17 protein-coding genes and 2 tRNA genes are annotated in these 23,713 nt (G+C 66.2%); 4 read left to right on the forward strand and 15 right to left on the reverse strand.

Going from position 1 to position 23,713, the window contains the following annotated elements:
- Nucleotides 1-42: 42 nt before the first annotated feature.
- The 6 genes from kdpE to OTERR_RS13830 are packed head-to-tail and all read right to left on the reverse strand — an operon-like array spanning nucleotide 43 to nucleotide 8,260.
- On the reverse strand, nucleotides 43-726 hold the full coding sequence (kdpE, locus tag OTERR_RS13805) for a two-component system response regulator KdpE (RefSeq protein ID WP_054621677.1): 684 nt from the start codon (nucleotides 724-726) through the stop codon (nucleotides 43-45).
- On the reverse strand, nucleotides 723-3,593 hold the full coding sequence (gene kdpD / locus OTERR_RS13810) for a two-component system sensor histidine kinase KdpD (RefSeq protein ID WP_149426128.1): 2,871 nt from the start codon (nucleotides 3,591-3,593) through the stop codon (nucleotides 723-725). Before kdpD ends, kdpE begins: the two co-directional genes overlap by 4 nt.
- 15 nt (nucleotides 3,594-3,608) lie before the next feature.
- Nucleotides 3,609-4,247 (reverse strand): potassium-transporting ATPase subunit KdpC, encoded by a 639-nt coding sequence (gene kdpC, locus OTERR_RS13815; protein ID WP_149426129.1) that lies wholly within the window; start codon nucleotides 4,245-4,247, stop codon nucleotides 3,609-3,611.
- Between the two features lie 14 nt (nucleotides 4,248-4,261).
- Nucleotides 4,262-6,349 (reverse strand): potassium-transporting ATPase subunit KdpB, encoded by a 2,088-nt coding sequence (gene kdpB, locus OTERR_RS13820; protein WP_054621679.1) that lies wholly within the window; start codon nucleotides 6,347-6,349, stop codon nucleotides 4,262-4,264.
- Between the two features lie 31 nt (nucleotides 6,350-6,380).
- On the reverse strand, nucleotides 6,381-8,171 hold the full coding sequence (gene kdpA, locus OTERR_RS13825) for a potassium-transporting ATPase subunit KdpA (RefSeq protein ID WP_149426130.1): 1,791 nt from the start codon (nucleotides 8,169-8,171) through the stop codon (nucleotides 6,381-6,383).
- Complete coding sequence (locus OTERR_RS13830) at nucleotides 8,168-8,260, reverse strand: potassium-transporting ATPase subunit F (protein ID WP_149426131.1); 93 nt, start codon at nucleotides 8,258-8,260, stop codon at nucleotides 8,168-8,170. Before OTERR_RS13830 ends, kdpA begins: the two co-directional genes overlap by 4 nt.
- 411 nt (nucleotides 8,261-8,671) lie before the next feature.
- Here OTERR_RS13830 and OTERR_RS13835 point away from each other — a divergent pair, with 411 nt between their 5' ends.
- Both OTERR_RS13835 and infA read left to right on the forward strand, forming a co-directional pair.
- Nucleotides 8,672-8,878 (forward strand): cold-shock protein, encoded by a 207-nt coding sequence (locus tag OTERR_RS13835; RefSeq protein WP_054621681.1) that lies wholly within the window; start codon nucleotides 8,672-8,674, stop codon nucleotides 8,876-8,878.
- A gap of 106 nt (nucleotides 8,879-8,984) precedes the next feature.
- Entirely contained in the window at nucleotides 8,985-9,227 is a 243-nt protein-coding gene (gene infA / locus OTERR_RS13840; protein ID WP_054621682.1) for a translation initiation factor IF-1, read from the forward strand.
- 79 nt (nucleotides 9,228-9,306) lie between these two features.
- On the opposite strand, the gene OTERR_RS13845 is transcribed toward infA, so the two are convergent.
- The 9 genes from OTERR_RS13845 to dnaE form a co-directional block, all read right to left on the reverse strand.
- Nucleotides 9,307-9,381 (reverse strand) — tRNA-Thr (locus OTERR_RS13845).
- A 97-nt stretch (nucleotides 9,382-9,478) separates the two neighbouring features.
- Nucleotides 9,479-9,554: transfer RNA gene (locus tag OTERR_RS13850), tRNA-Phe, on the reverse strand.
- A gap of 102 nt (nucleotides 9,555-9,656) precedes the next feature.
- On the reverse strand, nucleotides 9,657-11,108 hold the full coding sequence (locus OTERR_RS13855) for a putative nucleotidyltransferase substrate binding domain-containing protein (RefSeq protein ID WP_187775249.1): 1,452 nt from the start codon (nucleotides 11,106-11,108) through the stop codon (nucleotides 9,657-9,659).
- Nucleotides 11,109-11,185: 77 nt separating this feature from the next.
- On the reverse strand, nucleotides 11,186-12,895 hold the full coding sequence (locus OTERR_RS13860; protein WP_149426133.1) for a cation acetate symporter: 1,710 nt from the start codon (nucleotides 12,893-12,895) through the stop codon (nucleotides 11,186-11,188).
- The gene (locus OTERR_RS13865; RefSeq protein WP_149426134.1) at nucleotides 12,895-13,200 is read right to left on the reverse strand and encodes a DUF485 domain-containing protein; all 306 of its coding nucleotides are present in this window, start codon (nucleotides 13,198-13,200) and stop codon (nucleotides 12,895-12,897) included. The genes OTERR_RS13860 and OTERR_RS13865 overlap by 1 nt, the downstream gene beginning before the upstream one ends.
- Before the next feature lie 145 nt (nucleotides 13,201-13,345).
- Nucleotides 13,346-14,788, reverse strand: a complete 1,443-nt coding sequence (locus OTERR_RS13870) for a sensor histidine kinase N-terminal domain-containing protein (RefSeq protein ID WP_149426135.1) — start codon at nucleotides 14,786-14,788, stop codon at nucleotides 13,346-13,348.
- 88 nt (nucleotides 14,789-14,876) lie between these two features.
- Complete coding sequence (locus OTERR_RS13875) at nucleotides 14,877-15,557, reverse strand: response regulator transcription factor (RefSeq protein ID WP_054621686.1); 681 nt, start codon at nucleotides 15,555-15,557, stop codon at nucleotides 14,877-14,879.
- A 578-nt stretch (nucleotides 15,558-16,135) separates the two neighbouring features.
- Nucleotides 16,136-16,603: a WbuC family cupin fold metalloprotein gene (locus OTERR_RS13880; protein ID WP_054621687.1), complete on the reverse strand. Its 468-nt coding sequence runs from the start codon at nucleotides 16,601-16,603 to the stop codon at nucleotides 16,136-16,138.
- 313 nt (nucleotides 16,604-16,916) lie between these two features.
- Nucleotides 16,917-20,378: a DNA polymerase III subunit alpha gene (gene dnaE, locus OTERR_RS13885; protein WP_149426136.1), complete on the reverse strand. Its 3,462-nt coding sequence runs from the start codon at nucleotides 20,376-20,378 to the stop codon at nucleotides 16,917-16,919.
- Nucleotides 20,379-20,634: 256 nt separating this feature from the next.
- Here dnaE and OTERR_RS13890 point away from each other — a divergent pair, with 256 nt between their 5' ends.
- A complete protein-coding gene (locus tag OTERR_RS13890) occupies nucleotides 20,635-22,461 on the forward strand; it encodes an ABCB family ABC transporter ATP-binding protein/permease (RefSeq protein ID WP_149426137.1) in 1,827 nt (608 codons plus the stop codon).
- A gap of 291 nt (nucleotides 22,462-22,752) precedes the next feature.
- Nucleotides 22,753-23,646 carry a glutamate/aspartate ABC transporter substrate-binding protein gene (locus OTERR_RS13895; RefSeq protein WP_246154508.1) on the forward strand — a complete coding sequence of 298 codons (894 nt, stop codon included), beginning with the start codon at nucleotides 22,753-22,755 and terminating at the stop codon, nucleotides 23,644-23,646.
- Nucleotides 23,647-23,713 lie beyond the last annotated feature (67 nt).

A 23,713-nucleotide genomic window follows, 5' to 3' on the forward strand; every position in this document is an offset into this window, starting at 1 on the left:
CGCGCCACGCCAGTTCCGGGTGCTCCGTTCGCTCCCCACCGCTCAATCCGGCTGGAAGCGGTAGCCCACCCCGGTTTCGGTGAGGAAGTGGCGCGGCCGGGCCGAATCAGCCTCCAGCTTCTTGCGCAAGTTGCCCATGTAGATGCGCAGGTAGTGGCCGTCCTCGGCGTGGCTCGGCCCCCACACTTCGCGCAGCAACTGGCGCTGGGTCACCACCTTGCCGGCGTGGGCCACCAGCTGGGTGAGCAAGCGGTATTCGATGGGGGTGAGATGCACCTCGGCGCCAGCCCGGGTGACGCGCCGCGCCGCCAGGTCCAGGGTCACGTCGCCGAAGCAGACCAGGGGCTCGCCGCCGGCAATGCGGCCGCGGCGCAGCAGGGCCCGGGTGCGGGCAAGCAGTTCGGCGACGCCGAAGGGTTTGGCCAGGTAGTCGTCGGCGCCGGCGTCCAGGGCTGCCACCTTGTCGGCTTCCAGGCTGCGTGCCGACAGCACCAGCACCGGGGTGGCGGACCAGGCGCGCAATTCCTTGATCAGGGTGCCGCCGTCGCCGTCGGGCAGGCCCAGGTCGAGGATCACCAGATCGGGCTTGCGTGTGCCGGCGTCGATCAGTCCCTGACGCACCGTCTCGGCTTCGTGCACGTCGCAGCCGGCCTCTTCGAGGGCGGCGCGGACGAAGCGGCGGATCGGTTTTTCGTCTTCGACGAGCAGGACGACGGGGGCGGTCATCGGGGCGACTCCAGGGCGAGGGGCGGGAGAGGGGAAGCGGCGGCGGCCTCTTCGCCATCGTCTTCCAGGCGCGGCGGGGTGCCCAGGGGCAGGGTGAACACGAAGCGGGCGCCGGTGGATTGTGATGGGCGCGGACCTTCCTGGCCGGAGACGGCAAGCGCCGGTACGGCCTCCTTATTTTCCGCCCAAATGCGCCCGCCATGGGCTTCGACGATGGCGCGGCAGATGGCCAGGCCGAGGCCGACCCCAGGCACGTTCGACTCGACCCGGCCGCGGCTGAACTTGGCGAATACCAACTCCTCCGCCCCGGGCGCCAGGCCCGGGCCGTTGTCGCTCACCGCCACCTGCACCTGCCGCCCGCCGCTTTCCGCCACGACCGCGGCGCTGACCGTCAGGGTGCTGCCCGGCGGGGTGTACTTGGCGCCGTTTTCCAGCAGATTGCACAGCACCCGTTCGATCAGCACCCCGTCGCATTCGACCAGGGGCAGGTCGGCGGGCAAGTCGGTAACGATGCGGTGGCCGGCCAGGGCCTGTTCCCGGGCGGCCAGGGCGCTGCCGAGCAGTTCCTCGAGGGCATGCCACTGGCGGTTGAGCTGGACCTGGCCCGATTCGAGCCGGGCCATGTCGAGCAGATTGTTGACCAGGGCATTCATGCGCAGGGCCTCGTCGCGCAGGCTGGCCGCCAGTTCCCGCTGGCGCGGCGTCAGGGCCGGGACGCCGGGCCCCTGGCCGGTCAGGACCAGAGCCTCGGCGCTGCCCACCAGGGACGTCAGGGGCGTGCGCAGATCGTGGGAGAGGGCCGACAACAGGGAATTGCGCAGCCGTTCCGACTCCATGCTGACCAGGGCCTCCTGAGCCACGGCGATGTAATGGACCCGTTCCAGGGCGATCGCCACCAGGGCGGCCAGGGTGTCGAGCTGGCGCCGCTCCTCGGGCACCAACAGCCAGCGCGCCGCCCCCGGCGGCGGCTCCAGGGCGAGCACGCCCCGAGTGCGCATCGGCGCCTTGAGGGGCAGGTACAGCCAAGGTGAGGACGGCAGGGTATCGGTGCCGATACCCGCCGGCTGGCCCTTGTCGAATACCCAATCGGCAATGCCCGCATCCAGGCTGCTGTCGCCCGGCACCACCAGCCGGTCGTCGGCGTCGGGCAGCAGCAGCCGCGCTGTGGCGCCAAACGAGGCCTGCACAGAGCGGTCGCAGATGTCGACGATCTGCTCCGGGGCGAAGGCCCCGGCCAGTTCCCGGGCCAACTCGAACAGGGCGCGGGACCGGAGTTCGCGCCGCGCCGAGGCTTCGGCCTGAAAGCGCAGGTTGGCGGTGAGCTGGCCGGTCACCAGGGCCACCACCAGCATCACCAAGAAGGTGAGCAGGTACTGGGCGTCGGACACGGCCAGGGAAAAGCGCGGCGGGACAAAGAAGAAGTCGAACACCAGCACCGACAAAAAGGCGGCCAACACCGCCGGGCCACGGCCGAACTTCATGGCCACCGCCAGCACGGTGAGCAGGAACAGCATGACGATGTTGGCCAGGTCCAGGTAGGGCAGCAGGGGCGTGGTCAGCGCCGTGGTCAGGGCGCACAGCCCGGTGGTGGCCACATAGGGAAAGAGACGCCTGGCCACCGCTTCGTCGCCGCCTCGCCCATCGGCGGCGTCACCCGGGCTACCCGAGCCCTGCCGGCCGCGGATGCGCTGGTCGGCGTCGCTGCGCGGCACCTCGACGATATCCAGGTCGTCGCCGCGCCGCGCCAGGCGCCCAGCCATGGTCGGGCGGAAGGCGCCGGACAGCCAGGTCCAGGGCCGTTCCACCCGGGCAGCCCGGGGCGAGCGCCCCACCACCACCTTGGCCAGGTTATGGCGCCGGGCGTAATCCACCAGGGCGGCCGCCGCCTCCTGCCCCGGCAGGGTGGCGGTCTGGGCCCCCAGTTCCTGAGCCAGGGCGAGCACCGCCAGGATGCGCGCCCGCTCGCCCTCCCCCAGGCGCTGCAGGCGGGGCGTCTCCACGTACACCGCGTGCCACGGCACTTCCAGCCGAGCCGCCAGGCGGGCGGCGGTGCGCACCACCTTCTCGTCCCCCGGCGCCGGACCCACCGCCACCAGCAGGGAATCCCGGGTACGCCACACCGTATCCACCGACTGGTCGCGACGCCAGGCGCGCATTTCCCCGTCCACCCGGTCGGCGGTACGGCGCAGGGCCAGTTCGCGCAGGGCGATCAGGTTGCCCTTGCGGAAGAAGTTCTGAATCGCCCGCTCGGCCTGGCGCGGCAGATACACCTTGCCTTCCTGCAGGCGCTTGAGCAGCTCGTCCGGCGGCAGATCCACCAGCACCACTTCGTCAGCCCGGTCGAACACCCGGTCGGGCACCGTCTCCCACACCCGCACCCCGGTAATGCCGCCGACCACGTCGTTGAGGGATTCCAGGTGCTGCACGTTCACCGTGGTGAACACGTCGATGCCGGCGGCGAGCAGTTCCTCCACATCCTGCCAGCGCTTCTGGTGGCGCGAGCCTGGCGCATTGGTGTGGGCCAGTTCGTCCATCAGGATCAGGGATGGATGACGGGCCAGGGCACCGTCCAGGTCGAACTCGCGCAGGCGGTGGCCCCGGTAGTCCTGCTCGCGCAGCGGCAGTACCGGCAGACCGGCGAGCAAGGCGGCGGTTTCGTCCCGGCCGTGGGTTTCGACCACGCCGACCAGCACATCCCGCCCCTGCTCGCGCAGGCTCTGAGCCGTGGCGAGCATGGCGTAGGTTTTGCCGACGCCGGCATTGGCGCCGAAGAACACCTTGAGCTTGCCCCGGGCGGCCTGGGCGTCGGCCTGCTGGAGCTGTTCGAGCAGGGCGTCGGGGTCGGGACGGGAGGAGGAATCGGCCATGGACGGAGTATGGAATCAGCGTGGCAGGGCGTCGAGGGCCAGGTTGAGCTCCAGCACATTCACCCGGGGCTCGCCGAGCAGGCCCCAGGTGCGCCCCTCGGTGTGACGCTCGATCAGGGCATGGACCTGGGCCACTGCCATGCCCCGGGCTCGGGCGACGCGGGCCGCCTGGTAGCGGGCCGCCTCCGGCGAGATGTGGGGGTCCAGGCCACTGCCCGAGGCGGTCACCAGATCCTGGGGAATCGGCAACGTATTGCTCGGGTCGGCGGCCCGTAGCGCCGCCACCCGGGCGGCCACGGACTCGGCCTGGGCCGGGTTGGTGGGCCCCAGGTTGCTACCGCCGGAGGCCAGGGCGTTGTCCGGCTGGGGCGCGGTGGCCGAGGGCCGGCCCCAGAAGTAGCGGGGCGAGGAGAAGGGTTGGCCGATCAGGGCCGAGCCCACGGGCTGGCCGTTGCGCACGATCAGACTGCCGTGGGCCTGGTAAGGGAAGGCCACGGCGGCGATGCCGGTGACGACCAGGGGATAGGCCAGGCCGGTGATCGCCGACAACAGGACGAACAGGGTAACGGCGGGCCGCCACAGGCTGGCCGTGCGGGCCTGGGGTGCCACGCTAACGGCATCGGGCAGGGTGGGATTGAGGGAACGGGTAGTCATGGCCGACTCCAGGATCAGGCGAAGAGGTTGAGGACGGGGCCGAGCAGCAGGTCGATCAGCTTGATGCCGATGAAGGGCACCACCAGACCGCCGACACCGTAGATGAGCAGGTTGCGCTTGAGCAGCGCCGCCGCCCCCAGGGCGCGGTAATTGACGCCCTTCAAGGCCAGGGGAATGAGGGCAACGATGACCAGGGCGTTGAAGATGACCGCCGAAAGGATGGCCGAGGCCGGACTGTTGAGGCGCATCACGTCGAGCATGGCCAGTTGCGGGTAGGTGGTGGCAAAGGCCGCCGGGATGATGGCGAAGTACTTGGCCACGTCGTTGGCCACCGAGAAGGTGGTAAGCGCCCCCCGGGTCATCAGCATCTGCTTGCCGATCTCGACGATCTCGATCAGCTTGGTCGGGTTGGAGTCCAGGTCCACCATGTTGCCGGCTTCCTTGGCGGCCTGGGTGCCGGTGTTCATGGCCACCGCCACGTCGGCCTGGGCCAGGGCCGGGGCGTCGTTGGTGCCGTCGCCGGTCATGGCCACCAGGCGGCCCTCGCCCTGGGTCTGGCGGATCAGGGCCAGCTTGGCTTCGGGCGTGGCCTCGGCGAGGAAGTCATCCACCCCGGCCTCGGCGGCGATGGCGGCGGCGGTGAGGCGGTTGTCGCCGGTGATCATCACCGTCTTGATGCCCATGCGGCGCAGTTCGGCAAAGCGCTCCTTGATACCGCCCTTGACGATGTCCTTGAGGGCGATCACCCCCAGCACCTTGGCGTCGTCACTCACCACCAGGGGGGTGCCGCCGCCCCGGGCCACCTCGTCCACCTGGCGCTGCACCCCGGCGGGGAAAGCCGCGCCCTGGGCCTCGACATGGCGGCGGATGGCGTCCGCCGCGCCTTTGCGCAGCTGGCGGGGCTTTTCCGGGTCGCCCAGATTGACGCCGCTCATGCGCGACTGGGCGGTGAAGGGCACGAAGCTGGCTTCGAGGGCATGCAAGTCCCGCTCGCGCAGGTTGAAGCGCTCCTTGGCGAGGATGACGATGGAGCGCCCTTCCGGCGTCTCGTCGGCCAGGGAGGCAAGCTGGGCGGCATCGGCCAGCTCCCGCTCGCTTACGCCTTCGGCGGCGATGAAGGCCGAGGCCTGGCGGTTGCCCAGGGTGATGGTGCCGGTCTTGTCCAGCAGCAGCACGTCCACGTCGCCGGCAGCTTCCACCGCCCGGCCCGAGGTGGCGATCACGTTGGCCTGCATCATGCGGCTCATGCCGGCTACACCCACGGCCGAGAGCAGGCCGCCGATGGTGGTGGGGATCAGGCAGACCAGCAGGGCCACCAGCACGGTCACCGTCACCGGCGAGCCCAGGCCGGCGGCCGCCACCGAGAACAGGGAGAAGGGCAGCAGGGTCGCCACCGCCAGCAGGAAGACCAGGGTAAGGGCCACCAGCAGGATGGTCAGGGCGATCTCGTTGGGGGTCTTTTGCCGCTTGGCGCCTTCGACCATGGCGATCATGCGGTCGAGGAAGGCTTCGCCCGGGTTGGTGGTGACCCGCACCACCAGCCAGTCGGACAGCACCCGGGTGCCGCCGGTGACGGCCGAGAAATCGCCGCCGGATTCCCGGATCACCGGGGCCGATTCGCCGGTGATGGCCGACTCGTCCACCGAGGCCACGCCCTCGATCACCTCGCCGTCGGCGGGGACGAACTCCCCGGCGGTGATCAGCACCACGTCGCCGCGGCGCAAATCGTCGGCGGGCACGGTGTAGGTGGCGGCGCCGAACTGGGGCTTTTGCAGCTTCTTCGCCCAGGTGGTCTTCTTGAGCCCCTTGAGGGCGGCAGCCTGAGCCTGGCTGCGACCTTCGGCCAGGCTCTCGGCGAAGTTGGCGAAGAGCACGGTGAACCACAGCCACAGCGACACGGCCAGGATGAAGCCGGCCGGGGCCTCGCCCTCGCCGGTAAGGGCCTGGGCAAACAACACGGTGGTGAGGATGCTGCCGACGTAGACCACGAACATCACCGGGTTTTTCATCTGCACCCGGGGCGACAGCTTGGCGAAGGCACCCGCGATCGCCGGGCCGAGCAGGGCGCGGTCGAACAGGGGGAGCGGAGCGGAATGTTTCATAGTGATTCTCCCGGAAGGCGCGCCGAGGGGCTCAACGCGCCGGGAACAGGATCAGGTGCTCGACGATGGGGCCCAGGGCGAGCGACGGCAGGTAGGTCAAGGCACCGACGATCAGTACCGTGGCGCAGAGCAGCACGACGAACAGGGGACCGTGGGTCGGCAGGGTGCCCGCCCCCTCCTTGAGACGCTTCTTGGCGGCCAGGGAGCCGGCCACCGCCAGCACCGGCAAGATCACGCCGAAGCGACCGAGGGCCATGGCGGCGGCAGTGAGCAGATTCCAGAAGGGGGTATTGGCGGACAGGCCGGCAAAGGCGCTACCGTTATTGTTGGCGGCCGAGGACAGGGCGTAGAGCACTTCGGAGAAGCCGTGGGCGCCCGGGTTGAGGATGCCCGCCCGGCCGGCCTCGGCCATCACCGCCAGGGCGCTACCGGCCAGCACCAGCAAGGGCGTGACGAGAATGGCGATGGCCACCAGCTTCATCTCCCGGGCCTCGATCTTCTTGCCCAGGTATTCCGGCGTACGCCCGACCATCAGCCCGGCCAGGAAAACGGCCAGGATGGCGAACACCAACATGCCGTAGAGGCCCGAGCCGACCCCGCCGAAGACCACTTCGCCCAGCTGCATCAGCAGCATCGGCACCAGTCCGCCCAACGGGGTGAGGGAATCGTGCATGGCGTTGACCGCGCCGCAGGAGGCCGCCGTGGTAATGGCGGCGAACAGGGCGCTGGCGTTGATGCCAAAGCGCACCTCCTTGCCTTCCAGGTTTCCTGCGGCGGTGGCGCCCTGGGCGGTCAGATACCCCGGCGTCTGACTTTCCGCCACGGTGACAGCCGCCACCGCGACGACGAACAGCACGGTCATGGCCGCCAGCACCGTCCAGCCCTGGCGGCGATCCCCGACCATCTGGCCGAAGGTGAAGCACAGCGCCGCCGGAATCAGGAAGATGGCGAGCATCTCCACCAGGTTGGTGAACGGCGTGGGGTTCTCGTAAGGGTGGGCCGAGTTGGCGTTGAAGAAACCACCGCCATTGGTGCCCAGCATCTTGATCGCCTCCTGGGAGGCCACCGGCCCCATGGGCAGGCGCTGTTCCTGGGTGGTGACCTCTTCCTGCGCCGGCTTGCCGTCGGCGCCGAGCAACGGCTGTCCGGCCGTGTCGACCTTGGGCTGGCTGAAAGTGACCGGCTCCATCAGGGGCACCGCTCGGTAGCCGTCCAGGTTCTGGATCACGCCGCCCCCGGCGAGCAACAAGGCGACGATGACGGACAGGGGCAGCAGTACGTAGACCGTGCCCCGGCTGACATCCACCCAGAAGTTGCCGATGGTGCGGGCGGAGTGCCGGGCCAGGCCACGAATCAGTGCCACCACTACCGCCAGGCCAGTGGCCGCCGAAAGGAAGTTCTGCACTGCCAGGGCGAGCATCTGGGTCAGGTAGCTCATGGTGGACTCCCCGCCATAGCCCTGCCAGTTGGTGTTGGTGACGAAGGACACGGCGGTGTTGACGGCCGAATCCCAACTCATGGCGCCGAACCCTTCCGGGTTGAGCGGCAGCCCCCCTTGCAGCAGCTGCAGGGCGAACACGGCAACGAAACCCAGGGCATTGAACAGCAGCACCGCCAGGGCGTAGCGTACCCAGCCCATCTCCTCGCCCGGATCAACCCCGCAGCCACGCAGGACGCGGGCCTCCAATCCGGCACCGAAAGGCAACCGCCCGTCGAAGACCCGGGCCAGATAGCCCCCCAGGGGCCAGGCGCACAGCAACAACAGACCGAGGTACAGGGTCAGTTGCCCCCCGGCAAGCGCAAATGAGGACAGGTCGTTCATGAAAAGTCCTCCGCGCGAAACAGCGCAATCAGCAGATAGACAGCCAGCCCGAGCGCCACCAGGCCGACCAGCAAGTACAAGGCGTTCATACGCACCTCGATGCAAGCAGAGCAGGTTGGAAGAAACGCGGTTGCCGAACGGCGAACCAACGCTTTTGTCACGCTCTGCAGCGTAGGGACGAGGGCGGAAAAATGCTGCCAAGAGGTGCGAGGGGCCTGTAAAGACGGCGTAAATACCTTGCGCTGCCAAGCCCCGCCCGTGGGCTCCCCCTGGATGCGAGGCCTAGCCTCCCAGGGTGGCCTTGCGGCGGCGCAAAATAATGTTTGCCATCCCAGCCCCGAAGCCCCATACTCGCGACCTCGGGATTTACAAGTAGCAACGGCAGCACCTATTTTTGCAGTACCTCTTCACGTGGTACTCCAGTTAGCCAGCGGTTCTCCTTGATTCTCGTACTCCGGGCATTCGCCTTTTTCATTCTTTTCTCAAGGAAGCTATTCATCATGGCAACTGGTACCGTCAAGTGGTTCAACGACTCCAAGGGTTTCGGTTTCATCTCCCCCGACAACGGTGGTGAAGACCTCTTCGCCCACTTCTCCGCGATTCAAAGCCAAGGTTTCAAGACCCTGGCCGAGAACCAAAAGGTCTCCTACGATGTGACCACGGGCCCGAAGGGTCTGCAGGCGACCAACATTCGCCCGATCGAATAATCAGACAGAACTGCTGATTGTTTGAAAAAAAGCCCGGTTCGCCGGGCTTTTTTCGTTTACACCCCGATTTGTCGCCGGCCCTCTGCCGGGGGCGGAGAACTTGGCCATGGCCAAAGAAGAGCTGATCGAATTACAGGGCGTCGTCGCCCAGGTCTTGCCGGATACCCGCTTCCGCGTCCTGCTGGAAAATGGTGTCGAGGTCGTCGCCTACGTCTCCGGAAAGATGCGCAAACACCGCATCCGCATCCTTGAAGGAGACCGGGTCACCCTGGAAATGTCCCCCTACGACATGAGCAAAGCACGCATCAGCTTCCGCCATAAGGGCGACGCCCTACCGCGCACCGCCTGAACGCGATGCGGCAATGAAAAAAGCCCACCTCGGCATACCGGGTGGGCTTTTTTCATTCGACTCTGAATTCGCGGGAGCGTGGTGCCCATGGGCAGGATTGAACTGCCGACCTCTCCCTTACCAAGGGAGTGCTCTGCCACTGAGCTACATGGGCAACCTGGGCAAGCGAAGCCCGGAAGAGAATTCTGGACGACGCTTTGCGCCTTACAGCAAAAAGCCCAACCTTCGGCTGGGCTTTTTCTGGAATTCGCTGGTGGCCAGGGACGGAATCGAACCGCCGACACGCGGATTTTCAATCCGCTGCTCTACCAACTGAGCTACCTGGCCAACAAAGAAGGCCGCATTATAGGCAGGGAACACGGCCGTGTCAAAGAATTTCAGCAACAACCGCAGCAGAGGCCGGGAGCGTTTCCCGCTCCCGGCTGCCACTTACAGCCCCAGGAGATCGAGTCGGTAGTGTTGACGCAGCCAGGCCTTGAAGCTTTCCACGGTTTCCAGGGCGGCGGTTAACAGATCGGCCTCGACGCGATTAAGGGACATGGGATCGAGATGGTTCCGATCATCGCCCCCCGCCTCGGCATTGGCGAGGCCCGCCACCAGGCGCATCCGCGACAGGACCAGAAACGCCTCTTCCACCTCGGCGGCGAAGGCTGCGGACAACACGCTGCGCTCCTTGAGCGCGGCCAGACGGGATAGCGTGCCGGTTGCCTCGACCCGCGCCTCCAGCGCCAGGGCCCGCAAGCCATGTACGAGGGGGAAGACGCCACGTTTTTTCAGGTCCACCCACCCCTTATGCTCCCCTCCCCGCTCCCCCACCAGACGGTTGAACCAACTCAAGGCACCCGGGAACAGCAGCGCGGCGGCGGCAAAGCGCGCCAGGAACGCGTTGTTGCCGGCACAAAGGTCGAACAGCAGCGTACGCACCTCGGCCAGCAGGCCCACATCCCCGGCCAAGGCATGAGCATCGAGAAGAATCGCCAGATTCAGCATATTCCCCTCGGACGGGGCCAGAACCCAGTCACGCACCTTGTCGTGTAGCTCGTCCACGGTCAGCACCCATTCGGGGTTGCGCACCATGATGTTGCCGGGACATTCCGGGTAGCCCAGCTCGAGCAGGGCCGCACTGACGGCACGCCCCAAGGCCAGCGCCTCGTCGCGGCAACGGGCGTCGCGCAGGATGAAGGCATTGTCCTGATCGGTGGGAAGAATCTGCTCGCCACGCCCTTCGCTCCCCAGGGCAACGAAGCAAATCTGGCTCGCCAACGACGGTGGCGCCAGGAGAGCGAAGACCCGGGCAAATACCTGCCCGGTCAGATGGCTCGCTTCACGAGCGATGTGATCCACCCGCACCTGCTCCGCCGCCAGGGCGGCAATCAACCGCAGCAAGCTGGTATGGGCCGGAGCCAGATCGCCGAGATGGGCCGCCGCCTCGATCTGCAGGCTGACGGTATCGGCGTGGCTGGCCAGGTGGCGCAGGATTTCCCCCTCTTCGAGCACCCCCAGGGGGACACCATCCTCCTCCACCAGCAGGCGGTGGAAACCGGAGCGGTTAAACAGCAGCAGGGCATCGAGCAACGAATGATCGGCCGGCACCGCCAGGGCAGGGAACGTTGCCACCTGAGCCACGGCAGTTTCCGGCGGGCACTCGCCGACCAACACTTCACGCCGCAGATCAGTGCCGGTGGCAATCCCCAGGGCCCCGCCGTCGGCGGGAGCCACCAGGACAAACGCCAGGTCATGGGCATCCATCAAGCGGGCGGCCTGGCGCAGGCTCTCCCCTGCCGCCACGGTCAACGGCGGCTTGAGGCGGGCCTCACGGACCGGGAGCATGAGCAGGGTGCGCATGCTGGCGCGGGAATCGGGAGCTACGAGCGCATTCATGTTCATGATGAAAAAAACCCCGGGGGAAACCCGGGGTTGAAGTGGTTCGACCGAAGTCGATGTCGGAATCGTTGTTGTTAGTGCGCGGAGGCCGCAGCGGCACCGAGACCGGTTTCGGAACGGACCTCCTGGGCAGCGTAGGACTCACGTTCTTTCTTGGCCTGGGCGCTGGAGTCGAGGATCGAGAACAGCCAGATCCCGACGAAGCCCACGGTCATGGAGAACAGGGCCGGCGAAGCATAGGGGAAGAGTTCCTTGGCGTTGCCGAACACATCCACCCACACGGCCTTGGAAACCACGGTCAGGGCGACCGCAGTGATCAGGCCGAGGAAGCCGCCGATGAAGGCGCCGCGGGTGGTGCAGCCCTTCCACAGCACGGACAGGAACAGCACCGGGAAGTTGGCCGAGGCGGCGATGGCGAAGGCCAGGGCGACCATGAAGGCCACGTTCTGCTTCTCGAAGGCGATACCGAGGATCACCGCTACCACGCCGAGCACCAGGGTGGTGATCTTGGACACGCGGATTTCGGAACCTTCGGGGGCGTGGCCCTTGCAGAACACCGAGGCGTACAGGTCGTGGGACACGGCAGAGGCGCCGGACAGGGTCAGGCCGGACACCACGGCGAGGATGGTGGCGAAGGCCACGGCCGAGATGAAGCCGAGGAACACGTCGCCGCCCACGGCCTTGGCCAGGTGGACCGCCGCCATGTTGCCGCCGCCCTTCAGCACGCCCTTGGCATCCAGGAAGTCGGGGTTGGTACCCACGAGCACGATGGCGCCGAAGCCGATGAAGAAGATGATGATGTAGAAGTAGCCGATCCAGGTGCAAGCCCAGGCCACGGACTTACGGGCTTCCTTGGCATCGGGCACGGTGAAGAAGCGCATCAGGATGTGGGGCAGACCGGCGGTACCGAACATCAGCGCCATGCCGAAGGAGATGGCGGAGATGGGGTCCTTGATGAAGTTGCCCGGAGCCATGATGGAGAAGCCCACCTTGGCGGCCTCTTCGGCGGACTTGCCGGCAGCCAGCGCCTTCTCGGTCTTGATCTGCACGGCCTTGGCGAACAGGGCTTCGGGAGAGAAACCGAACTGGGCCAGGACCATGAAGGCCATGAAGGTCACGCCGGAGAGCAGCAGCACGGCCTTGATGATCTGCACCCAGGTGGTGGCGATCATGCCGCCGAAGGTGACGTAGAGGATCATCAGGATGCCGACCATGATCACCGCGGTGGAGTAGTCGAGGCCGAACAGCAGCTTGATCAGCTGGCCGGCACCCACCATCTGGGCGATCAGGTAGAAGGCCACGGTCACCAGGGTCCCGGTGGCGGCCAGCGCCCGGATCGGGGTCTGGGAGAAGCGGTAGGCGGCAACGTCGGCGAAGGTGAACTTGCCCAGGTTGCGCAGCCGCTCGGCCATCAGGAACATGATGATGGGCCAGCCCACCAGGAAGCCGATCGAGTAGATCAGGCCGTCGTAGCCGTTGGCGAACACGGCAGCGGAAATACCCAGGAACGAAGCCGCGGACATGTAGTCGCCGGCGATCGCCAGACCGTTCTGGAAGCCGGTGATGCCACCGCCGGCGGTATAGAAGTCAGACGTGGTCTTGGTGCGCTTGGCCGCCCAGTAGGTGATGCCCAGGGTGCCGATCACGAAGGCGACGAACATGCCGATGGCCAGCCAGTTGGTGGCCTGCTTCTCGACCGTGCCTTCCAGGGCGCCCGCGGCCAGGGCCACGGAGCTGCCGCCGAGCAGAACGGCGGAAAGGAGGATTTGGGTGAGGCGGCTCATTACTTCACCTCCTTGAGGATTTCTTCGGTGAGGCTGTCGAACTCGGCGTTCGCCCGCTTCACGTAGAAGATGGTGATGGCGATGGTGAACACGATCAGACCGAAGCCGACGGGGATGCCGAGGGTGGTGACGCCCTCGCCCACGCGCTGGGCGAACAGTTCCTTATCGAACGCGATCACGCCCACATAGCCGTAGTAGGCCAGCAGCATGATGATGGTGAGCAGCCAACCAAACGCGTTGCGCTTGGACTTGAGCTGGTGATACTTGGGATTCGCCTGAACTTTGGCGACCAGATCGTCCCGCATGAGACTCCTCCTTTGGATTTCTCTATACGTCACCCGGCCGGGATGGACGGGAATGTCGCTAATCTAGGAGGAGAACCTTACGTTTTACTTACGAGCAACGAATTGTGCACTGCGTAATAACATAATTCGGGAAAGCGCCCTAGCCCTAGGCAACACCCGACATGATCGGATTGGGCGGCGGCGGAGGTGCCACAGGCGCTTCAGGGCGATGCAAGGGGAAGGACACGGAAGCCACCGTGCCGCGCTCCAGGGGGTTGGGCACCAGCCGGGCCACCGCATCGTGCAAGGTGGCAATCTCGCGCACGATCGGCAATCCCAGGCCGCTGCCCTTGCTGTCCACCACGCCGCCGGTCACTTCCTCGCTGCGATAGAAGCGCTCGAACACCAGCTCGCACTCCTCGGGACGGATACCGATGCCGTTATCCTCGACCTCCAGCACCACCCGATCGGCGGCGCTCCCCTCACCCAGTTCCCGCCGTACTCGACAGGTGACCCGGCCATCGGCCGGGGTATAGCGTAAGGCATTGTCCACCAGGTTGTTGATCAACTCGCGCAGCCAGAACGGATAGCCGCGGATCAACACTGGCGCCCCGGCATCCTCGAAGCCCAGGTCGATGTGTTTTTCCAAGGCGGCAAAGACCCACTCGCTGGCGCATTCCTTGAGCAACTGGTTGAGGTCCACCTCGACCTGGCCGGCATCGCCCGTGACTCCCTCAGCCCGGGCCAGGGCCAGCAGTTGGTTCACCAAATGAGAGGCCCGGTCGACACTGAAATCGATCTGGGCGAGGGCATGGCGAACCTGTTCCGCATCGTTTTCGCGCAGGGCCAGTTGAACCTGGGCCTTAAGACCGGCCAGCGGCGTGCGCAGTTGGTGGGCCGCATCGGCGATGAAACGGGTCTGCACCTCCAGGTTGCGCTGTACCCGCTCCATCATGGCGTTGAACGCCTCGATCAGGGGACGCAACTCCTCGGGCACCCGCCGGTTGGGAATCGGCGACAGGTCGTCCTCGGCCCGGGCCTCGATGCGCTCGCGCAGCCAGGTGAGGGGACGCAACCCCTGGGACAGACCGAACCAGACCAGCACCACCGCCAGGGGGATGATGATGAACTGGGGCAGGATGACGCTGGCGATGATCTTGTTGGCCAGCTGGGAACGCTTTTCCAGGGTTTCGCCGACCTCGACGATCAGCCACTTGTCCCGGGGCACCCCCGGATCGCCCAGGACCGAGTAGGCGACACGCAGATCCTGACCGCCCACTTCGGTGTCACGGAACTGGATTTCGCCCTGCTCTCCGGCCATCGTCGCGGGGTCGTCCGGCAGGGGCAGTTCCGGATCGCCGACAATGCGCTGACCCTGGCGATTGATGACGTGAAAATAGACGCTATCCACCTCGTCGGCACGCAGGATGGCCCGGGCCGAGAGGGGCAGGTTCACCACCGGTTTGCCGTCGACGAACTTGATCTGGCGGGTGACGACGTTGACGTGCTCGCGCAGCGATTGGTCGTAGGGGTAGGCCGCCACCGAGTTGGCGAAGTAGTGAGTGATGGCGATCGACACCGGCCAGACGAACAGCAACGGGGCCAGCATCCAGTCCAGTATCTCGCCGAACAGGGAGCGCTGGCTGTCCCCGCCCCGCCGCCGACGCCGACCGCCCCCGCCAGGGGCGACGTCTGCCTCAACGGGAACGGGCATCGTCCTGGGGCTTTTCAAGGCAATAGCCCAGGCCGCGCACCGTGGCGATACGCACTCCCGGCTCGAGCTTCTTGCGCAGGCGGTGGATGTAAACCTCGATGGCGTTGTGGGACACCTCTTCCCCCCAGCCGCACAGGTGATCCACCAGCTGATCCTTGGAGACCAGGCGGCCGGCGCGGGACAGCAGGATTTCCAGCAGGCCGAGTTCCCGGGCCGACAGATCCAGGCTGACGCCGTTCAACTGGGCGACCCGGCCCACCTGGTCGTAGGTCAGGGCGCCGCACTGGATCAGAGGCGCCGTGCCCGACGAACGCCGGGTCAGGGCGCGCACCCGGGCCTCCAACTCCTGCAGGTCGAAGGGCTTGCCCATGTAGTCATCAGCCCCCAGGTCGAGCCCCTTGACCCGGTCGGTGGTGCCATCGAGCGCAGTCAGGATCAGTACCGGCACGGCGCTCTGGCGCGAACGCAGGCGCTTCAGTACGTCCAGGCCGGGCAGGCGCGGCAAGCCCAGGTCGAGGATCACCAGGTCATAGGTATTGGCCACCAAGGCATTGTCGGCATCCAGGCCGTTGGTCGCCACGTCGACGGCGTAGCCGGTAGCCTTGAGCGAACGGGCTAGGCCGTCGGCGATGATCTTGTCGTCTTCTGCTACGAGAATGCGCATGAAATCCTGGTGAGTGCAGACGGAGAAGCAGCAACCCCATTGTCATCGCAGCGGCGTTGCCGCGGCGCCATCGACAACGGGAAAGGTACGAAAAACATGGCGTAAGCATCTTGTAAGTGAGGATGCGTAGCCTGCGCCTCGCTGTTCTCCTTTTATGGTCTTGGGGTCGGCGGCAGGTCCGAGCTTCTTACCGGAAGCCCATTCGGACTGGGGCTGCCAACCTGGGGAGCGGATGCAGAGGCAACGCATTTGCGACGCCACGCGTCGCGGCTGCGGCGGATTCTTCCGCCCTCACCAACGCTCCCCGCCGTTTTTTTGGCCCGGCTTCCGTCCTGGACCGGTCTGGCTGCTGACCATTTTCCCCCTTCTTGTTTTACCTGTCTGTGGGCATTGTCACGCCCGGCCGTATCGCTTGACCGGCCCGGCAACCCCGCCATCTGCCAAGCCCGTGCCGACATGGGCGATTCATGAGCACGAATGGGTTATTGCCAGCGGAATAGCCAGGACGAGTGTAACAAATCGCCCCAGGCTTGGTTTCCGCGCCGCAGCACGACGCGTACGGCGCAAGCGCGCCAGGATCAGGCGAAGCGTTGTGCCAGGGACGTCTGGTAGGCCGTGGCCGCCGCATCCCCTTCGGCCGGCGCCCAAGGCGCCCGTTCCGCCGCCTGCATCGCCACGTACGGGCCGGCCTTGGCCTCGAAGAAAACCGAGCCAGGCTGCAACCCCAGCACCGAGTGCCAGGTTCCGGCGGGGAGATCGATACCGACCACTTCGCCCCCCGCGACCAGGCGGTGGGTTGCCGTAACCGCCCCCTCGTCATCGAACAGGACGATGCCAACCGCCCCGCGGACCACCACGATGGTTTCCCCCTTGGCCGGATCGAGGTGGCGGTGGGGCATCACATAGGAGCCGGGCTCGATGGCGTTGAGCAACCGGTGGGCGGGGAAATCGTCGCTCGGATGGAAGTTGCGGTTCTTGCGTCCGCGGGGCGCCTGGCGGGCCTCGGTGGACAGGGCGTCGAGCAGGGTCTGGTCGATCAGGGTCATGGCTATCGCGTGAGAAATGGCGCAGTAGTTGGTAAGAAGGAGCCCCGGTCCGGGAGCAGTCGCCCCCAGCCCGGGGAAGCGGACCGGGGCACCCGATGACCGGTGCGTCAGCGCTTTACCGCTGACAGGGTCCGGAACGGCCGGACGAGGCGGAGCAGGCCCTGCCGTTGCACCAGGTTACCCCAGCCCCATCGCGGAACGCCGCGCCCCGCCTCATTCTACAAGCATGGCGCCGCGAAAGCCGCGTGGTTGCTCGTTCTCCAGACAGCCCCCTCGAAACTCAAGGACTGGCGCGGGGTTTGCGACGGGGGGCTTAATCCCCGGCGTAGGCCACGGTCACCCCATCGTTGCCCAGCCAGCGGCGGAAGTCGGCGAGCAGGGGCTCTTCGAGGCGCACCCGGGTCGCCTCCCCCAGGATCAGTTCACAGCTGGCCGCGTCGTTGCGGTAGCGCAGTCGCACCGGGCAGGGACCGGGCACGTAGGGGGCGAGCAGGGCCTTGAGCTTCTTGGCATCGGCCTGGCCGTTCATGGACAGGGCCAGGTAGCGGGCAAATTCGCTGCGGGCGTCGGCCAGGGTCATCAGTTTTTCGGCGACGAAGCGAATGCCGTCGCGAAAGTCGTCGCGGCTGACCTTGCCCTCGACGATCAGCAGTTCGTCCACCTTGAGTTTGCCGCGGCTGGCGTCGAACAGTTCGGAGAAGACCGTCACCTCGACCTGGGCGGTGCCGTCGTCGAGCAGGATCAGGGCCATCTTGCCGCGCTGGCTCATGCGCGTGCGCACGTCGGCGATGATGCCGGCGGCCACCTGGAAGTCCCGGGCCGGCTCCAGCTGGGACAGGGTCTTTTTGACGAAGCGCCGGGCCTCGTGCTTGACCGCATCGAAGGGATGGCCGGAGTAGAAGAAGCCCAGGGCGATCTTTTCCTCGGTGAGACGCTGTTTCTCGTCCCAGGGGGCGGCCGGGCGCACGTAGTCGGGGGCATGCTCGGTGGCCTCGCCGCTGGCGGCGAACATGTCGAACAGCCCGCCCTGGTGGGCCGAGGCGGCGGCCTGCTCGGCGGCCTCCATGGCCACGCCGACCGAGGCCAGCAACAGGGCCCGGTCGCCCTCCTCCGGGGCGATCGAGTCGAAGGCGCCGGCGCGCACCAGGGCCTCGACCGTGCGGCGGTTCACCAGGCGCTTGTCTACCCGGCGACAGAAATCGAACAGATCGGTAAAGGGTCCGCCCTCGGCCCGGGCGGCGAGGATGCAATCCACCGCCTGCTGGCCGGTACCCTTCACCGCCCCCAGGCCATAGCGGATGGTTTTGGCGTCCACCGGCACGAAACGGTAGTCGGAGTGGTTCACGTCCGGCGGCAGCACGGCGATGCGGTTCTTCACCGTGTCTTCATAGAAGATTTTCACCGTGTCGGTGTTGTCCATGTCCGACGACAGGGTCGCCGCCATGAACGCCGCGCAGTGGTGAGCCTTGAGCCAGGCGGTGTGGTAGGTGACCACGGCGTAGGCGGCGGTGTGCGACTTGTTGAAGCCGTACTCCGCGAACTTGGTCATCAGGTCGAACAGTTGTTCGGCCAGGGCCGGGTCGTAGCCCTGCTTCTTGGCGCCCTCGGCGATGGTCTCCCGGTGCTTGGCCATTTCCTCGGGCTTTTTCTTGCCCATGGCCCGGCGCAGCATGTCGGCGCCGCCCAGGGTATAGCCGCCGATGATCTGGGAGATCTGCATCACCTGTTCCTGGTACACGATGACGCCGTAGGTGGGCGACAGGCTCGCTTCCAGGTCCGGGTGGAAATAGTCGATGGCCTGCTGGCCCTTCTTACGCAGGATGAAGTCGTCCACCATCCCCGAACCGAGCGGGCCGGGGCGGTACAGGGCGAGCACGGCGATGATGTCTTCGAAGCGGTCGGGGCCGAGCTTTTTCAGCAGCTTCTTCATCCCGTCCGATTCCACCTGGAAGATCGCCGTGGTGTTGGCTTCTTTCAGGATGCGGTAGGCGTCCGGATCGGTGAAGGGCAGCGCCGCCAGATCGGGGCGGGTGCCGGTGAGCCGCTCCACGTAGTCCAGGGCCAGCTCGATAATGGTCAAGTTGCGCAGGCCGAGGAAGTCGAACTTCACCAGGCCGACCTTCTCCACATCGTCCTTGTCGTACTGGGACACCACCGACTCGCCGCCGGGCTGGCAATAGAGGGGGCAGAAGTCGGTGAGCTTGCCCGGGGCGATCAGCACGCCGCCGGCGTGCATGCCGACGTTGCGCGACAGGTTTTCGAGCTTTTCCGCCAGGGCGAACAGTTCCTGAACCTCCTCCTCCTGTTCGATCCGCTCCTTGAGCTGAGGCTCGGCCTCGATGGCCTCCTTCAGCCCCAGGGGCTTGTTCTGCTCGACCGGAATCAGCTTGGACAGCTGGTCGCAGAAGTTGTAAGGCATGTCGAGCACGCGCCCCACGTCACGGATCACCGCCTTGGACGACATGGTGCCGAAGGTGGCAATCTGGGACACGGCATCGGCGCCGTATTTGCCGCGCACGTACTCGATCACCCGCCAGCGGTTGTCCTGGCAGAAGTCGATGTCGAAGTCGGGCATCGACACCCGCTCCGGGTTGAGGAAGCGCTCGAACAGCAGGGCATAGGCGAGCGGATCGAGGTCGGTGATCTTGAGCGAGTAGGCCACCAGGGAGCCGGCGCCGGAACCCCGGCCCGGCCCCACCGGCACCCCGTTGTTCTTGGCCCACTGGATGAAGTCGGCCACGATCAGGAAGTAGCCGGGAAAGCCCATCTGCACGATGGTGTCGCACTCGAACTTGAGGCGCTCCTCGTAGCGCGGCCGCTGCCGCTCACGCTCTTCCGGATCCGGGTAAAGGTGGGCAAGGCGCTCTTCCAGCCCTTTTTTGGCCTCGTCGATCAGGAAGTCATCGAGGGTCATGCCCTCGGGGGTGGGGAACTGGGGCAGGTAGTTCTTGCCCAGAGTCAGGGACAGGTTGCAGCGCTTGGCGATCTCCACCGTGTTGGCCAGGGCCTCGGGCAGATCCTTGAAGCGCTCGGCCATTTCCGCCTGGGTGAGGAAGTACTGCTGCTCCGTATAGGGCCGCGGGCGCCGGCTGTCGGCCAGCACGTAGCCCTCGGCGATGCACACCCGGGCCTCGTGGGCGAGGAAGTCGTCCGGGGAGAGGAACTGGATCGGGTGGGTGGCCACCAGGGGCAGGCCGGTTTCCGCCGCCAGGGCGGCGGTGGCCTGGACCAGCACTTCCTGTTGGGGCTGGCCGTAGCGCTGCACTTCCAGGTAGAACGCATCGGGAAACAGCTCGGCCCAGCGGCGCGCACGCTTTTCCGCCTCGTCCTTATGGCCGGCCAGCAGGGCCTCGCCGACGTCGCCGAAATGGGCACCGGACAGGGCCAGCAGGCCGTCGCAGCCGACCTCGGTGAACCACTCGCGCTTCAGTTCCGCCCGGTCGCGCCGGCTCGGTTCCAGGTAGGCCCGGGAAATCAACTCGCACAGTTGCAGGTAGCCCGCATGGGAGCGCACCAGCAGCAGCAGGCGATAGGGCCGATCCGGTTCCTGGTCGTTGGCGATCCACAGATCGGCACCGGCGATCGGCTTGACCCCCTTGCCCCGGGCAGCCAGGTAGAACTTGACCAGGCCGAAGGCGTTAGACAGATCGGTCAGGGCCAGGGCCGGCATGCCGTCGCCGGCCGCCTTGGCCACGGCGTCGTCGAGACGGACGATGCCGTCGGTGATGGAATACTCGCTGTGGAGGCGGAGGTGGATGAAGCGCGGATCGGTCATGGGCGAATTTTACTCCACCCCTCCCGGTCATGACGCGGCAAGCCACCTCCCCAAACCCCGCGCCTGGCGCGGAGTTCCAAGGGAGCATCGCCAAGAACAAGGACTGGCGCGGGGTTTGACGATGCCTCCATGAAGACGCCCATGCCGCGGGCACGTTGCCGCTCCTGCCGCAACGAGACGAAAGCGGGGCGGGCGGGGCATACTGGGACCTACCCGAGTTTTCCCGTCTTTTCGCTCTCCGCCTCCGGGCCCCGTCATGCGCCGCTCCCATTCCGCCCCTTACCTGCCCGCCACTGGGCCCGCCCCAGAACTGCACGTACTCGCCACCCTGCGCACCCTGCTGCCTTACGTCTGGCAGTACCGCGGACGTGTAGCCCTGGCCATGGCCTGCCTGATCGCCGCCAAGTTCGCCAACGTCGGCACGCCGATCATCTTCAAGCACATGATCGACGACCTGTCCGGCCCCCAGCAGGCCCTGGCCCTGCCGGTGCTGTTATTGCTGCTGTACGGCCTGCTGCGCTTTTCCACCGCCCTGTTCACCGAACTGCGCGAGATGCTGTTCACCCGGGTGACCCAACGCATGGTGCGTTCCATCGCCTTGCAGGTGTTCAGCCACCTGCACTCCCTGTCGCTGCGCTTTCACCTGGAGCGGGAGACTGGCGGCGTGTCCCGGGACATCGAACGGGGCACCCGCTCCATCGGCAGCCTGATCAGCTACCTGCTCTACAGCATCCTGCCCACCCTGGTGGAACTGGCTCTGGTGATGGGCATCCTGTTCGTCCAGTACGACGTGGGCTTCGTGCTCATCACCCTGGTGTCGCTGACCGCCTACATCGTGTTCACCGTGGTGGTGTCCAACCGGCGCATCACCATCCGCCGGGCGGTGAACGAATCGGACTCGGCCGCCAACAGCAAGGCCATCGACAGCCTGCTCAACTTCGAGACGGTGAAGTACTTCAACAACGAGCAGTACGAGGCACGCCGCTACGACACCGCCTTGCAGAAGTGGGAAGGCGCGGCGGTGAAGAGCCAGCTGTCCCTGTCGGCCCTCAACCTGGGCCAGCAGGCAATCATCGCCCTGGGGGTGACCGCCATGATGTGGCGTGCCGCCAGCGGCGTAGCCGAGGGGCGCATGACCGTGGGCGACCTGGTGCTGGTCAATGCCTTCCTGATCCAGCTGTACATGCCCCTCAACTTCCTCGGCATCGTCTACCGGGAGATCCGCACCGCCCTGACCGACATCGAGCGGATGTTCACGCTGCTCGGCGAACACCGGGAGATCGCCGACCGCCCGGACGCCCGGGACCTGCCTAGCGGCCCCCTGGAGGTGCGTTTCGAGAACGTGCAGTTCCACTACGACGCCAAGCGGCCGATCTTGCACGGGGTGTCGTTCACCGTGCCGGCCGGGCACAAGGTGGCCGTGGTGGGCCATTCCGGCGCCGGCAAGAGCACCCTGTCGCGCCTGCTGTTCCGCTTCTACGACGTGACCGGCGGCGCCGTGCGGGTCAACGGCCTGGACATTCGCGACTTCCGCCAGGAGAGCCTGCGCAGCGCCATCGGCATCGTTCCCCAGGACACGGTGCTGTTCAACGACACCCTGCTCTACAACCTGCGCTATGGCCGGCCTGAAGCCAGCCGGGAGGAGATCGTCGCCGCGGCGCGCACCGCTCAGCTGCACGAGTTCATCGAGAGCCTGCCGGACAAGTACGAAACCCGGGTGGGCGAGCGGGGCCTCAAGCTGTCCGGCGGCGAGAAGCAGCGGGTGGCCATTGCTCGGGCACTGTTGAAGCAACCGCGCATCCTGATTTTTGACGAAGCCACCTCGGCCCTGGACAGCAAGACCGAGCAGGCCATCGGTGAGAGCCTGCGCGCCGCGGCCCGGGGCCACACCACCCTGGTGATCGCCCACCGCCTGTCCACCGTGATGGATGCTGACGAGATTCTGGTACTCGACGGCGGCCGCGTCGTCGAGCGGGGCAGTCACGGCCAGCTGCTGGCCGCAGGCGGCGCCTACGCCCAGCTGTGGGCCTTGCAACAAAACGAGGAAGGCCGCCAGCCCGACGGCTCGTTCGTCGCAGCCTGACTGTCCGCTCTCACCGGATGCCGAGCCGCCTGGTTGATGCGCCGCAATACACCGCCGGGCTTAGAAGTGGTTAAATCGCCCCACTGACGCCGTGCGCCGGAGTCATGCATCGCTCGTCGATATTTAGCTCCGGTAGCGGCAATGCCCGGAAAAACGCCCCAGTCCGCCGCATTTTCTGCGCAGTGCGTAGGCCCCGCCTGGAAATGTGCGTGATAACCGGCAACTTTTTCGCCCTTTCCCGCTCTGTTGTCATACACCGTTCATAACGAGAGGAATGCCCAGATGAACATGATCGCCAAGTCCCTCACGGTAGCGTTTGGTTTGTCCGCCCTGGCGGTATCCGCGACCGCCGTCGCCCAGGACACCGGTACCCTGAAGAAGATCAAGGAAACCAACGCCATCACCTTGGGGCATCGGGAGTCCTCCATTCCCTTTTCCTACTACGACGATAAGCAGCAGGTCATCGGCTATTCCCAGGAGTTGATGCTGAAAGTGGTCGATGCGGTCAAAGCCGAACTGAAGGCCCCGAACCTGCAGGTCAAGCTGATGCCGGTGACCTCGGCCAACCGCATCACCCTGGTGCAGAACGGCACGGTGGACATCGAATGCGGCTCCACCACCAACAATTCGGAGCGCGCCAAGCAAGTTTCCTTCTCCAGCACCATCTTCATCATCGGCACCCGGCTGATGACCAAGAAGGACTCGGGCATCAAGGACTTCGCCGACCTGGCCGGCAAGAACGTGGTGACCACCGCCGGCACCACCTCCGAGCGCCTGCTGCGCAAGATGAACGAAGAGAAGCAGCTGAAGATGAACATCATCAGCGCCAAGGATCACGGGGAATCCTTCCTCACCCTGGAAACCGGCCGGGCTGCAGCATTCATGATGGACGACGCCCTGCTCTACGGCGAAATGGCCAAGGCCAAGCGCCCGGCGGACTGGGTCGTGGTGGGGACGCCCCAATCCTACGAAGCCTATGGCTGCATGCTGCGCAAGGACGATCCCCAGTTCAAGAAGCTGGTGGACACCGCCCTGAACAAGGCGATGACGTCCGGCGAAGCGGAGAAGATCTACACCAAGTGGTTCCTCAACCCGATCCCGCCGAAGGGTCTTAACCTCAACTTCCCCCTGTCGGATTCGATGAAGGCCCTGTACAAGGCTCCCAACGACAAGCCCTTCGAATAAGCGACAGGCGCGTCACCACGGCGCACGGAGACGGAAGGGCCTGCGCCCTTCCGTTTTTCTTTTCACC

The organism is Oryzomicrobium terrae (assembly GCF_008274805.1).
Taxonomy (GTDB): domain Bacteria; phylum Pseudomonadota; class Gammaproteobacteria; order Burkholderiales; family Rhodocyclaceae; genus Oryzomicrobium; species Oryzomicrobium terrae.

Bases quoted from the DNA above. Each gene is read 5' to 3' on its own strand.
- kdpE (WP_054621677.1), bottom strand. From the start codon at position 726: ATGACCGCCCCCGTCGTCCTGCTCGTCGAAGACGAAAAACCGATCCGC.
- kdpD (WP_149426128.1), bottom strand. From the start codon at position 3,593: ATGGCCGATTCCTCCTCCCGTCCCGACCCCGACGCCCTGCTCGAACAG.
- kdpC (WP_149426129.1), bottom strand. From the start codon at position 4,247: ATGACTACCCGTTCCCTCAATCCCACCCTGCCCGATGCCGTTAGCGTG.
- kdpB (WP_054621679.1), bottom strand. From the start codon at position 6,349: ATGAAACATTCCGCTCCGCTCCCCCTGTTCGACCGCGCCCTGCTCGGC.
- kdpA (WP_149426130.1), bottom strand. From the start codon at position 8,171: ATGAACGACCTGTCCTCATTTGCGCTTGCCGGGGGGCAACTGACCCTG.
- OTERR_RS13830 (WP_149426131.1), bottom strand. From the start codon at position 8,260: ATGAACGCCTTGTACTTGCTGGTCGGCCTGGTGGCGCTCGGGCTGGCT.
- OTERR_RS13835 (WP_054621681.1), top strand. From the start codon at position 8,672: ATGGCAACTGGTACCGTCAAGTGGTTCAACGACTCCAAGGGTTTCGGT.
- infA (WP_054621682.1), top strand. From the start codon at position 8,985: ATGGCCAAAGAAGAGCTGATCGAATTACAGGGCGTCGTCGCCCAGGTC.
- OTERR_RS13855 (WP_187775249.1), bottom strand. From the start codon at position 11,108: ATGAATGCGCTCGTAGCTCCCGATTCCCGCGCCAGCATGCGCACCCTG.
- OTERR_RS13860 (WP_149426133.1), bottom strand. From the start codon at position 12,895: ATGAGCCGCCTCACCCAAATCCTCCTTTCCGCCGTTCTGCTCGGCGGC.
- OTERR_RS13865 (WP_149426134.1), bottom strand. From the start codon at position 13,200: ATGCGGGACGATCTGGTCGCCAAAGTTCAGGCGAATCCCAAGTATCAC.
- OTERR_RS13870 (WP_149426135.1), bottom strand. From the start codon at position 14,788: ATGCTGGCCCCGTTGCTGTTCGTCTGGCCGGTGTCGATCGCCATCACT.
- OTERR_RS13875 (WP_054621686.1), bottom strand. From the start codon at position 15,557: ATGCGCATTCTCGTAGCAGAAGACGACAAGATCATCGCCGACGGCCTA.
- OTERR_RS13880 (WP_054621687.1), bottom strand. From the start codon at position 16,603: ATGACCCTGATCGACCAGACCCTGCTCGACGCCCTGTCCACCGAGGCC.
- dnaE (WP_149426136.1), bottom strand. From the start codon at position 20,378: ATGACCGATCCGCGCTTCATCCACCTCCGCCTCCACAGCGAGTATTCC.
- OTERR_RS13890 (WP_149426137.1), top strand. From the start codon at position 20,635: ATGCGCCGCTCCCATTCCGCCCCTTACCTGCCCGCCACTGGGCCCGCC.